Below are 14042 nucleotides of genomic sequence, written 5' to 3'. Positions count from 1 at the left end.
CACAAACATCACAAATCACAGTGACTTTTCTTAATGAATATATTTTACATGATACAAATACCATAAATAGATTAAGTTTTGTAATTGTAAAATACAAATTTGTAAGGCAATTAAATCGTCAAAATCCCGAACCAAAATTAACAACCACCCCTTAAGAATCAGCGACTTAAGCCGCCGACGCGCAAGCGCGCATCATTGGCACTCATATTAAAACCAATACATAACAATATGAGAAAGTGCTTTACCTGACTATTGTTTACTAACCTAGAACTTTTATTCAGAATACTAAACAAATGAGCAGTGAGCACAAAGGAAAAACAAATGAACATGTCGCAAATGATTGGTAAAGTTAGAATAACAAGAATACAAGAAATGTCAGGCGCAGGCTTTCCATTTGAATTAATGTACCCTAAGTATAGCCTTGAAGAAATTAATAAACATCGTAATTGGATGACGCCTAATTATATGACGGCAGATACTGATCAAATGTTCCAAAGTCAAAGCAGCTGGATTATTGAAACACCTGAAACAACTATTTTCGTCGATCCAGGAAATGGTAACGATAAAGTTCGCCCTGGAATGGATCGTTTTAGTAATCTACAAACTAATTATCTTGATAAGATTGCACGTGCAGGAATCAATCTAGAAGACATAGATATTGTCTTATGTACTCACTTCCATTCAGATCATTTTGGTTGGTGTACTCGCTTGGTTGACGGTAAATTTGTTCCTACCTTCCCCAATGCTAAATATCTATTTTCACAAACAGATTTTGATTGGTGTGAAAACATGGATCCAGCCACTGAAGGTAAAATTGTCGACGGTGGACGCAGAATTGAATGTGAAAAAGGCATGCTTCCGGGTATTACAGCTGCGACTAAGCCTGCAGTTGAAGATAGCCTTTTGCCTATTTTAGAAAGTGGACATTTGACGCTTATTCCTCAAGAAGACATGAAAATTGATAATTTTGTGACCCTAATAAATGCAGCTGGCCACACACCAGGCACATTCCGGGTAGATGTAGAATCAGAAGGTGAAACAGCCATTATTTCTGGCGATATCATGCATCATCCAATCCAAGTGTTTAATCCTGATTGGAACAGTATCTTTTGTGTTATTCCTGAAAAAGCAGAGCAAGCTCGCCGTCAATTGCTTAAAGATTGCATAGAAAAAAATGCATTACTTTTGCCTACACACTTTAATAACCCAACTTCTTGTCGTATTAAAGAAGTAGCTAAAGACAGCTACGACATTGTTTGGGATTGTCTTTAATTAAGGCATATCGAGCTAATTTTAAACGTCATCAGCTCGATAACCATATAAAAAATGATTATTTTATGCCAGAGCTCTAACTAGAGAATAAGCTAATAGATAAGATGCTTGTCACTGAGTGACAAGCATCTTTTTATCGATAGGGTTGCGATTCTGCTAGCTAAGCAGAATGCGACGTTTGCAGAATAAGCTGTTCGTTTAAGTACTCGTCTCCCGGCGTAGTGTCTCCAGATCACGGCGCTTTGCTATCGCCATAGCCGTTATCTGCTTATCCAACTCCTTCTCCAGTCCTAACATAAAGTAGAGCTCGGCCATGAGAAAGAATGGCCCTATCAATAGCTGATTAAGATCATCGATAAAGGCAGGTTTGGCCTTCTCATATTTATGGCCGATAAGCTGGAACACCCACCCCAGGACAAACACACCCACAGCAATCCAAACCCCGCCTTGCATCTGAGCAACCAAATGAGAGCTATAGAGTACAGGCAGAATAAACAGGGCTAAGCCTATGCCCAGACCGACATGTAGCTTGAAGTAATAGATCAGTACCCCAATAGCAAAGGCCGACGCGACATTGATGCTGATAGCGGGATCATCCCAGGCGAAAATATTAACTGGGATAAGGTGTAGCAGTAAGAATATAGACCAGATAATCAAGGGAACCCCAAGGAAGTGAGTCCTGATATTTTTCGGATTCAGGTGGACACTCTTATAAGTCGATAACTGCTCTTCGGCGGATTTCATCTGCTCTTCTCCTCAAGATAACCCGATTTAATGATAGTGATTAAACTTTTCATATATTTGACTAGATTCTAGGACCTAGGAGTTCATTGACTCTATATGCACGTTCGTCTCATTTAACCAAATGTTAACCTATAGGGTTTTTCCGTCTTTTAATAGAGTAAAAGATCAAAAAATTGCAGACTTGTCGGATAGCAAGTTTCTGAAATATCTATTGTGGGTTCATTAGACTGGTGCTGTTTTTGGCTAACCTTTTGGATAACGAAGCTTCAATGTAATCTACAGCCTGCGGCTCGCTATATGTGTAAACACTTCTGTGACACGGTGAATATGGCGTGGCCATGTGCCTATGAACGAGAAGCATGGAAGCTGAACTGGCCTTTAGATAGGATATCATTCAAGCACAATCCCTGTGGGCTCTGCGACATTAAACAACTTCCATGTTTAAAAGCCAGTTCGATATCCCTATCTCTCACTTGGGTAGTTTCACGTTGTGAAACCTCGCCCTGATGTCGAAGGTCACAGCTGCGTTCACACTTTATTCAAGTAGTACCTAACAATTTTTGGCTAACATCAGTTTATCAAAGGAGAAGATAATACATGATTCTAAATAAAAAAATGGCATCTTACTCAATGTAAGATGCCATTTAGCTATCAGGTGAAGCTAGAGAGTAAGTTAACTATAGCGTTTGCCAACTCTCGACCAAGATGGGCTGTAACTCATCTTTGGTTGCTTGTGTAACAACACTACCAGCATTACTTGGAACATCGAAACTTGCCATGGCTGAAACAAGTTGTTCAAGCTGATTATTCAATAAAACAGAACCCCCTACCTGAATTTGATCAAGTTGATAGTTAGTATCGTTATACCAGTTATTAACCTCTACCTGATCATCAGTTCCAATGATATTAATCTGCAAGTTATTACCATCACGACTAAACCAGAGATCTTCGATTGATACATCATCGAAGCGTGCAACATCAATACTGGATGAACTTGAATCATAATTGTTTATGATATCTTGCCCGCTACCAGAACCAAACTGATAAATATCACTGCCACCACCTGCATTTAAAGTGTCATTACCTGCACCACCCGACAACAGATCATCACCATAACCACCATCAAGCGTGTCATTACCCTCACCACCAAACAGTTGATCAACTCCATTGCCAGCTGTCAACTTGTCGTCGCCCGCTTCACCGTACAACTTATCATCACCATCCACACTGGATAACGTGTCATTACCCGCACCGCCATACATGGTATCCGTACCCGTATAGCCCGTCAGTGAATCATTGGCGTCCGTACCTTTTGACTCCACAGGCAATAAACTCAACATATCCTCTCGGCTGTACACTGTTCCGTCAGCAAATTCAAAACTCTCAAGCTGATAACGACTACTGACGAACCAATTCATAATAGATATCTGATCCGTACTGCCCGCAAGCTGGACAACAAGGCTATTACCCGATTTAACCAACGTTACATCCGCTATGCTGATATTGGCACCAAAGACTAAAGTATCTTTGTTCGTTGCACTGGTGTCATAATCTGAGAGTGTATCCTGACCATCACCATAACCAAATAAGAAACGGTCATTACCATAACCACCAGTCAGAACATCATTACCCGCACCACCCGACAACAAGTCATCACCATAACCACCATCAAGCGTGTCATTACCCTCACCACCAAACAGTTGATCAACTCCATTGCCAGCTGTCAACTTGTCGTCGCCCGCTTCACCGTACAACTTATCATCACCATCCACACTGGATAACGTGTCATTACCCGCACCGCCATACATGGTATCCGTACCCGTATAGCCCGTCAGTGAATCATTGGCGTCCGTACCTTTTGACTCCACAGGCAATAAACTCAACATATCCTCTCGGCTGTACACTGTTCCGTCAGCAAATTCAAAACTCTCAAGCTGATAACGACTACTGACGAACCAATTCATAATAGATATCTGATCCGTACTGCCCGCAAGCTGGACAACAAGGCTATTACCCGATTTAACCAACGTTACATCCGCTATGCTGATATTGGCACCAAAGACTAAAGTATCTTTGTTCGTTGCACTGGTGTCATAATCTGAGAGTGTATCCTGACCATCACCATAACCAAATAAGAAACGGTCATTACCATAACCACCAGTCAGAACATCATTACCCGCACCACCCGACAACAAGTCATCACCATAACCACCATCAAGCGTGTCATTACCCTCACCACCAAACAGTTGATCAACTCCATTGCCAGCTGTCAACTTGTCGTCGCCCGCTTCACCGTACAACTTATCATCACCATCCACACTGGATAACGTGTCATTACCCGCACCGCCATACATGGTATCCGTACCCGTATAGCCCGTCAGTGAATCATTGGCGTCCGTACCTTTTGACTCCACAGGCAATAAACTCAACATATCCTCTCGGCTGTACACTGTTCCGTCAGCAAATTCAAAACTCTCAAGCTGATAACGACTACTGACGAACCAATTCATAATAGATATCTGATCCGTACTGCCCGCAAGCTGGACAACAAGGCTATTACCCGATTTAACCAACGTTACATCCGCTATGCTGATATTGGCACCAAAGACTAAAGTATCTTTGTTCGTTGTACTGGTGTCATAATCTGAGAGTGTATCCTGACCATCACCATAACCAAATAAGAAACGGTCATTACCATAACCACCAGTCAGAACATCATTACCCGCACCACCCGACAACAAGTCATCACCATAACCACCATCAAGCGTGTCATTACCCTCACCACCAAACAGTTGATCAACTCCATTGCCAGCTGTCAACTTGTCGTCGCCCGCTTCACCGTACAACTTATCATCACCATCCACACTGGATAACGTGTCATTACCCGCACCGCCATACATGGTATCCGTACCCGTATAGCCCGTCAGTGAATCATTGGCGTCCGTACCTTTTGACTCCACAGGCAATAAACTCAACATATCCTCTCGGCTGTACACTGTTCCGTCAGCAAATTCAAAACTCTCAAGCTGATAACGACTACTGACGAACCAATTCATAATAGATATCTGATCCGTACTGCCCGCAAGCTGGACAACAAGGCTATTACCCGATTTAACCAACGTTACATCCGCTATGCTGATATTGGCACCAAAGACTAAAGTATCTTTGTTCGTTGTACTGGTGTCATAATCTGAGAGTGTATCCTGACCATCACCATAACCAAATAAGAAACGGTCATTACCATAACCACCAGTCAGAACATCATTACCCGCACCACCCGACAACAAGTCATCACCATAACCACCATCAAGCGTGTCATTACCCTCACCACCAAACAGTTGATCAACTCCATTGCCAGCTGTCAACTTGTCGTCGCCCGCTTCACCGTACAACTTATCATCACCATCCACACTGGATAACGTGTCATTACCCGCACCGCCATACATGGTATCCGTACCCGTATAGCCCGTCAGTGAATCATTGGCGTCCGTACCTTTTGACTCCACAGGCAATAAACTCAACATATCCTCTCGGCTGTACACTGTTCCGTCAGCAAATTCAAAACTCTCAAGCTGATAACGACTACTGACGAACCAATTCATAATAGATATCTGATCCGTACTGCCCGCAAGCTGGACAACAAGGCTATTACCCGATTTAACCAACGTTACATCCGCTATGCTGATATTGGCACCAAAGACTAAAGTATCTTTGTTCGTTGTACTGGTGTCATAATCTGAGAGTGTATCCTGACCATCACCATAACCAAATAAGAAACGGTCATTACCATAACCACCAGTCAGAACATCATTACCCGCACCACCCGACAACAAGTCATCACCATAACCACCATCAAGCGTGTCATTACCCTCACCACCAAACAGTTGATCAACTCCATTGCCAGCTGTCAACTTGTCGTCGCCCGCTTCACCGTACAACTTATCATCACCATCCACACTGGATAACGTGTCATTACCCGCACCGCCATACATGGTATCCGTACCCGTATAGCCCGTCAGTGAATCATTGGCGTCCGTACCTTTTGACTCCACAGGCAATAAACTCAACATATCCTCTCGGCTGTACACTGTTCCGTCAGCAAATTCAAAACTCTCAAGCTGATAACGACTACTGACGAACCAATTCATAATAGATATCTGATCCGTACTGCCCGCAAGCTGGACAACAAGGCTATTACCCGATTTAACCAACGTTACATCCGCGATGCTGATATTGGCACCAAAGACTAAAGTATCTTTGTTCGTTGTACTGGTGTCATAATCTGAGAGTGTATCCTGACCATCACCATAACCAAATAAGAAACGGTCATTACCATAACCACCAGTCAGAACATCATTACCCGCACCACCCGACAACAAGTCATCACCATAACCACCATCAAGCGTGTCATTACCCTCACCACCAAACAGTTGATCAACTCCATTGCCAGCTGTCAACTTGTCGTCGCCCGCTTCACCGTACAACTTATCATCACCATCCACACTGGATAACGTGTCATTACCCGCACCGCCATACATGGTATCCGTACCCGTATAGCCCGTCAGTGAATCATTGGCGTCCGTACCTTTTGACTCCACAGGCAATAAACTCAACATATCCTCTCGGCTGTACACTGTTCCGTCAGCAAATTCAAAACTCTCAAGCTGATAACGACTACTGACGAACCAATTCATAATAGATATCTGATCCGTACTGCCCGCAAGCTGGACAACAAGGCTATTACCCGATTTAACCAACGTTACATCCGCTATGCTGATATTAGCACCAAAGGCTAAAGTATCTTTGTTCGTTGTACTGGTGTCATAATCTGAGAGTGTATCCTGACCATCACCATAACCAAATAAGAAACGGTCATTACCATAACCACCAGTCAGAACATCATTACCCGCACCACCTGACAACACATCATCGCCGTTACCGCCATCGAGGATATCGTTACCCTCACCGCCAACCAGCTGGTCATGGCCATTACTACCATACAAATAGTCATCACCAGATCCACCATCTATATAATCATCGCCATTGGCACCAAATACACGGTCATTGCCATTATTAGCTAAGATAAACACACCAGAATTAGACCCTGATCTTGCTCTGATAGTGTCATCACCATCACTACCTGTAGCAGCTATCTTATTACCTTCGAGCTCGGTAGCTAATTGAGCTTCAGTGATTTCTTCAACATATGCACTTGGAAAAAAGCTAATTGGATCTGCATCAGGAGAGAGTTCTGGTAAAATCTCATTGAATAACTGAGACATAAATGCCCCCTGGCTCCAATCACTTTGACTTATATATGGCTCATAAAAGTCTAATGCACTCATAGCATCTGCCACGCCAGTTGCAGGATCGGCTTCTATCAACTTAATCAGCTCAGCTTCCCAAGCCGTCATATCATAAGACAGGCCATCGACATCAAATACGATTTCTATAGAGTCAGAAATATGCGCTAAGCGTGTAGAGAACATCAGTGAGTTAAAGATGTTAGATCTAAGGTTTTCATATGCATTAATCACAGGCCCAACAGCATCAAAATGCATAGCAAGAAAACCTCTTTGTCCATTAAGAACAAATTGGGTAGCAGAAATAGAGCGACCAGAGAACATTTCAAGGATATAGAGCATTTGTTCTATCTGCTCAGTAGGATGTGATGCCTCAAAGCTCCCGTTAACTATTGGCCCTGATGCTAACTCGGTAAATCCGTTGTTCAGTAAATACGCTGAGGATTTTGAAAAATAATTATCGCTGAATAGGTAACCACTCGGGGTTTCAGCAAATTTATAAAGTTGCTCATGATACTCTACTGGAATGTGATCATGGATATAAAAATCAGAATAAACCCACCTAGTCTTATCAGCTCCTTGAGTAACATCAGAAGTTTCACTTAAAGAGAAATTTAAAGTCGCCTGCTTTAATCTTTCAGCTAGTAACCCCTCTCCACTCGTATGACTGCTCATATTCCCCTTAGAAGTAACCCACTCAGCTAGCAGTTTATCTATCAAACTATCCTGTTCAGCCCTAGTTGTTGCCTGAGAAAACTGATTGTAAATGGCTAACAAGTCGGCATTTTGAGTGGCTGCTTCTCGGAGATCACGTACATAACCAGAGCCTTTAAAATCGACGATTCCCTGAGCTTCTTCACTTATTGCAATGGCATTAAATTCACGGTGAAACCCATTGACGGCAAAATCTAGGGTGCCAAAACTGTGAGCATTCCCCTCTGAATCTGTGTACTCAGAGGTAAAACTGATTAGGTTATCCTCTTGGATTTGATTGACGTACTCAGCATCATTTAGGTTAATAGAGGCTATATCTAGTTCAGAAAGTGTTTTCATTTCTGACGCTTGGCTTATGCCATCTTGGTTAGCGTCTTGCCAAATTTTTAATTGACTGTATACGGCATCATTACTGTCGATAATGCCATCGCCATTGCTGTCTAAATCTCGTAATGCAGCAAACCCATTACGCGCCTTTTCACCATTGGCTAAGTCGGTATTATCCCCAAAGAGCTCTTTACCGGAATCAATCGTACCATTGCCATTGATATCTAATACCAATAAACCATCATCGGCACCGACCCAACCTGTACCTTGCTTAATGCCATCACCATCATGATCGAAGATGATTCCGGCATCAGATGATACCGTCTCAATACCATCTCCATCGAGATCGAATACTAGGGGATCACGACGAACCATAGATTGTTCAATTGCATTAGCATCGAGCTGTAGATCGGAATCAATTTTGAGATCGGCCGCCGCATTTAACTGATCGAGCCATTCTTGGTGGGACATACCACCGGGAATACTGCCATTGTTCATTCCATCGAGATACAGACCTCGGCTCGCCAGTAGTTGATAGGCATTACCGAGTGAGGTATCACCAAATATTCCAGAATGTTCTAACCAAGCATTAGGATCTAGACTGCCTAAACCAACTTCACCTTCGGCTATAGGAATATCACCTAATGGTGTTTCTAAGACTAAGGAGGTAACACCTGTTAATTTCCCGTTTTCTCCAACAGAAATACCAGCGGTTAGTTTCGCATTTGCCACACCTACGCCTGCAGTTAAGCTAGCCGAAAAATCCATCCCTGTTACGCCAGTACTTGAATTTCCTTTTAGCTTGGCATCCATACCTGCACCAAGGAATTTACTTCCAGGTGTTTTTACTGACATGTCGAATGAATAATCACCAGTTTTAGAGTCATAGTTATACTGAATTCCCCCGGCTAGCGGGATTGAAACGCCATACTCGCCATCGTAATAGGAAATTTGACCATTGCCATAGTCAACAGCAACTGTACCAGCCTCGTCACCAACGAATGTTACAGTTGCTGTATTGCCTTTTGAGTCAGTGACTTTTATAGAACCGTCTGATGACGCTTCAATTTGCTCACCTTGTTCATTTTCCCAATGAACAGTATTATCATTCACAACTTCAGGGTATGGATAACTCATAAAACATCCTTATTATATTGCTAGGCATAAAGCCAAAATTTAACGTTCCCTAATACTCTCTTGCCTATACCTAAGTAACGGCGCCATAAAGAACTCGATAATTCGTCGCTTGCCCGTTTGTACTTCGGCGGTAACAGCCATACCGGGCATCAGCTTTATCTCTTTGCCATCAACCATGATGGTGCTCTGTTTCATTTTGAGGCGCATACCATAGATTAAGCCGCGCTGCTCATCGACGGTGGCGTCATCTGATATCGAGATCACTTCACCATCAATAATCCCGTATTTAGTAAAGGGGAAGGTATGAATTTTTATCTCGGCTAGCATCTGCTCGCGTACGAAACCAATGTCTTTATTCTCTAAGAACACTTCGACATCGAGTTGCACTTCATCAGGTACGATTAACATGAGCTGCTGCGCTTCGGTCACCACTCCACCTACGGTCCCTATGCTTAACTCTTGCACTTGGCCAGACACTGGCGCATATAAAACCTGTTTACTATTACGATCGACGGCCTTGGCCAACTCCTCTTTCAACGAGGCTATTTGTTGTTGGATCTGCGGTATTTTGGTCAACTCGGTGACCGAAGTCTGCGCCTTTAAAGTGTTAAGTTGCTGTCTGACTTCCGATTCTGATGCTTGTAATTGCTTAAGTCTCTGGCGCTCGGCGGCTAAGTCGTGAGTGTATTGAATGCGCTCTTGCTCGAGTGCTAAATAGTCGTTTTCCGAAGCATAATTTTGACTGTGCAAGCCCTTCATTGTGTTAGCACGCTTAGTGATAATAGGCAATATTTGTTCGAGCTTAGCTATCACCTCATTACTGGCAGCTTGCTCTGCTTGTTTTTGCAAAAGATTACTCTGCAGCATCTGCCATTGGGCGCGAAATTGCAGCCATTGCTGCCACAAAAGCCGCTTATGTAGATCGAGTTCGATTTGAGACGCATTAGGCACATTGGGGAAAGCCAGTGAAGCTAAAGCTATATTGGTGTCATTGGCATCTTGCGTTAGCATAACTAACAGCGCTTGACTACCCGCTAGGCTCAGACGAGCACTGTGCAGTTCACCACTTAGGCGCTTCTCATCGGCGGTTGTTAAGGTGCTGTCTAACTCAATTAGTAGCTGACCTTTGTGCACATATTGGCCTTCACGTACTAAGATGTTTTTCACTACCGATTTTTCTAAAGGCTGGATCAACTTCACTTTAGAACTTGGGATAATTTTACCTTCAGCCGAGGCGACAATATTGACCTCACCTAAACAGGCCCAAATAATTGCAATAACCAGAAGAACAAGCAAACTCCAGCCTAACTTACGCGCAAGCGGGTTTGGCGGTGTTTCTTGAATTTCAAGCGCTGCAGGTAGAAACGCGGCTAAGTCTCGACTAGTATTGCCATCGCCCAACTTGTCACGATTTTTCCATGCATCTTTTAGTATTCCCCAGGCACTCATATCTTCTCCTCAGTGCTATGCTTAGCAGCTGAAGGGCTCGATGTATTAACCCTGTTATTTTTAGCTGTAGTTCTTACCTGCTTAGCTTGGGAATAGTTAGCTTGATTAGATTCTACTGGATGTAGATTAGGCGTATGACTTTGATAGCTGTGCAACTTGGCGTAATAACCATTGTGAGCGATTAAGCGGTCATGATTTCCCTGCTCTACGATACGGCCCTTGTCCATCACAATAATACGATTACACTGACGAACAGTAGTCAGTCTGTGGGCAATAATAAACACGGTACGCCCCTTACAAATCCGCGCCATATTGTCTTGCACTAAGCGTTCTGACTCATAATCCAGTGCACTGGTCGCTTCATCAAAAATCAAAATACGAGGATTACCTATTAGTGCACGGGCAATAGCCAATCTTTGCCTCTGTCCCCCAGATAGATTACTGCCTTGCTCACCAACAATATTGTCATACCCTTCCGGTAGCTCGACAATAAACTCATGTGCACCTGCCATCTTGGCCGCAGCAACTACACGTTCCATAGAAATAGAAGGATCAGTTAAGGCAATATTTTCCCGTATCGTACGGTTAAACAGAAAATTCTCCTGTAATACCACACCAATCTGTTTACGAAGCCAGGCCGTGTCTATCATAGAAAGGTCTACACCATCCACGAGCACTCTCCCCGACTCGGGAATATAGAGTCGTTGCACCAGCTTAGTAATGGTGCTTTTTCCTGAACCGGAACGCCCGACAATACCTATCACCTCACCTGGTCGAGTCTGCAGATTTATCTCATTGAGAATAACCGGACCATCTGGTCGATAGCGGAAACGAACATGCTCAAAAGTAATCGCACCTTGCAACGAAGGTAGACGTGATCGGTTAGGGTTAAATCCAGGTTCCTTTGGTGTATTCAAGATATCTCCCAATCGCTCGATAGATATTCCCGCCTGCTGAAAGTCTTGCCAAAGCTGTACAAGTTTGAGAATGGGTCCACTGACACGCCCCGCAAGCATATTAAATGCAACCAGCTGACCTACGCTTATTTGGCCATCTATGACTAAATGCGCCCCCACCCAAATAATGCCTAAGGTGACCAATTTATTAATAAGTCCCGCTATTTGTCCAGCTATATTACCTAGGTTTTGGCTTCGAAAAGAAGCATGCACATAACTGGATAAGTGATCTTCTAATTTACGTCGCATCTGAGGTTCAACCGCCATCGACTTAACGGTACTAATTCCGGTAATAGCCTCGGTCAAAAAAGCGGTATTAGCCGCGCCATGCTTGAACTTCTCATCGAGACGACGTCGTAAAATAGGGGTTATAAACACAGATAACAGAATATAGAAGGGAATACTGCCCATCACTATCCAGGTAAGCGTCGGGCTGTAGTACCACATCACACCTAAGAAAACGAAAACGAACAGAAGGTCTATCACTAACGTTAGAGCCGTCCCCGTTATGAAGTTACGTATGGTATCAAGTTCTCTGACTCTAGCCACATTCTGACCGACCTGCCTGGACTCAAAATATGATAAAGGTAAATTCAATAGATGCTGAAAAAGGCGGGAACCTAGTTCAACATCGATCCGGTTAGTCGTATGACTAAAAGTGTAATTACGAATCCCTCCTAATATGGCTTCAAATACCACCACTACAAAAAAACCTACCGCAAGCACATCTAGAGTGGTGAAACCACGATGTACCAGAACTTTATCCATGACCACTTGAAAGAAGAGTGGAATGACTAGGGCAAAAATTTGCAAAAAGAAAGAAGCAATCAGCACCTCTCCGAACAATTTTCGGTATTTTACTAATGAAGGAATAAACCAAGAGATATCAAACTTTTGCTGCAGGCTCTCACCAAACCCTTGACGCCTGACCAGTGCAATCAGTTCGCCCGTCCAACGCTGTTTTAATTCATCAACAGATACAGTTCGAGGCGCGCCCTGAGTAAGATCATGGATCAAAATATTATCTTGTTTCGCCTTAGACTGGCTAACGTCTTGTTGTTCATCAATCGGATCAAAAGACTCTGAAAGATTATCTGATGACAATCTTGCGATTATAAAATAACCACCTTGCTTATCTTTAGCTATAGCAGGCAAGATACCGTTTTTAAGCTCTGAGATAGATAAAGTCAGCTGCTTAGCTTTTAGGGTCAGCGCTTTCGCCGCCAACAATATTTCAGTATCAGAAAATAAAGTGCCCGATATACCGAACTCATGAGACAGCTGCTCAGGCTCCGCTGGCAACTGATGAAAACGCGCTATAGCGACAAGAGAATGAAGACCAGAATCCATATTTTTACAACTTAATCGTTAAAATCATTTTGAAAAATGATTACTTATAGAAAATCATGGCCACCAAAAACCACCTTCCCAACAACAAGCAACAAAACAACCACACTTTTGTACTACATCAACACCACCTACGCAACACTTGGTTTCAAATGAACCTGTAAAGACTACAAATAATATTAGCCTAACAATTAATTGTAATGTGATACTGCTCTCAATCAATATGTTCCTCAAAACAAACCACTCGAATGGATAAAAAAATGACTAGTAATAAAGTACACCTCAGTATTGCTCTATGGACAAGTTATAGAGAACTAGAAAAATAAACTTATTGAATGAAGTTACCTTAATCTATAAAAGGTAAATCGAAGAGCACCCAAGGATGACTCTTATGAAATCAAGAGCCGGCGACTCACAGAAGTAGCTGCACATGAGCAAGCCGCAGGCTATAGGTAGAACTGAATGTCGGTCTTCACCTATCCGGCCAACACAAATGTAGCCAAAAAGGAATTACCAGAATCTTATTCTCAAGATTCCAGAATCACTGTTAGTAGTAGCCTTGTGCTTCTCATCGACAATAGAGATGTGCCCTCTCACACTCCAAACCACCAAGCCGTGTCACTAAGCAGCGCGAGTCTTTCTGCTGCGCCGCCGCTGAAACGAGACGCCGCCAGAGCCTAAATCTTTGCCTGCGCAACGCTTGGCCAAATAACCTTAGGTTTTGATGAGACGATAAAGATAGCCATTTCAATTCACTAAGCACGCGTTTAGCTAAACGGCACTGAGTCTGGGA

5 protein-coding genes are annotated in these 14042 nt (G+C 43.1%); 1 reads left to right on the top strand and 4 read right to left on the bottom strand.

Going from position 1 to position 14042, the window contains the following annotated elements; all coding sequences use genetic code 11:
- Positions 1-321: 321 nt before the first annotated feature.
- Positions 322-1272 (top strand): MBL fold metallo-hydrolase, encoded by a 951-nt coding sequence (locus SVI_RS04470; RefSeq protein ID WP_041419680.1) that lies wholly within the window; start codon positions 322-324, stop codon positions 1270-1272.
- A 198-nt stretch (positions 1273-1470) separates the two neighbouring features.
- Here SVI_RS04470 and SVI_RS04465 read toward each other — a convergent pair whose 3' ends face one another.
- From SVI_RS04465 to SVI_RS04450, 4 genes are all read right to left on the bottom strand, one after another.
- Positions 1471-2016: an Mpo1 family 2-hydroxy fatty acid dioxygenase gene (locus tag SVI_RS04465; protein ID WP_013050229.1), complete on the bottom strand. Its 546-nt coding sequence runs from the start codon at positions 2014-2016 to the stop codon at positions 1471-1473.
- A gap of 677 nt (positions 2017-2693) precedes the next feature.
- Entirely contained in the window at positions 2694-9497 is a 6804-nt protein-coding gene (locus SVI_RS21970) for a calcium-binding protein (RefSeq protein WP_013050228.1), read from the bottom strand.
- A 39-nt stretch (positions 9498-9536) separates the two neighbouring features.
- Entirely contained in the window at positions 9537-10946 is a 1410-nt protein-coding gene (locus tag SVI_RS04455) for an HlyD family type I secretion periplasmic adaptor subunit (protein WP_013050227.1), read from the bottom strand.
- Positions 10943-13252 (bottom strand): type I secretion system permease/ATPase, encoded by a 2310-nt coding sequence (locus SVI_RS04450; protein ID WP_013050226.1) that lies wholly within the window; start codon positions 13250-13252, stop codon positions 10943-10945. The genes SVI_RS04455 and SVI_RS04450 overlap by 4 nt, the downstream gene beginning before the upstream one ends.
- Between the last annotated feature and the right edge of the window lie 790 nt (positions 13253-14042).

Origin of the sequence: Shewanella violacea DSS12 (genome assembly GCF_000091325.1) — a bacterium.
Lineage (GTDB): Bacteria > Pseudomonadota > Gammaproteobacteria > Enterobacterales > Shewanellaceae > Shewanella > Shewanella violacea.
This window is presented reverse-complemented; position numbering and strand designations above follow the sequence as displayed.

Coding starts and splice junctions, on each gene's coding strand:
- SVI_RS04470 (WP_041419680.1), top strand. CDS start 322: ATGAACATGTCGCAAATGATTGGTAAAGTTAGAATAACAAGAATACAA.
- SVI_RS04465 (WP_013050229.1), bottom strand. CDS start 2,016: ATGAAATCCGCCGAAGAGCAGTTATCGACTTATAAGAGTGTCCACCTG.
- SVI_RS21970 (WP_013050228.1), bottom strand. CDS start 9,497: ATGAGTTATCCATACCCTGAAGTTGTGAATGATAATACTGTTCATTGG.
- SVI_RS04455 (WP_013050227.1), bottom strand. CDS start 10,946: ATGAGTGCCTGGGGAATACTAAAAGATGCATGGAAAAATCGTGACAAG.
- SVI_RS04450 (WP_013050226.1), bottom strand. CDS start 13,252: ATGGATTCTGGTCTTCATTCTCTTGTCGCTATAGCGCGTTTTCATCAG.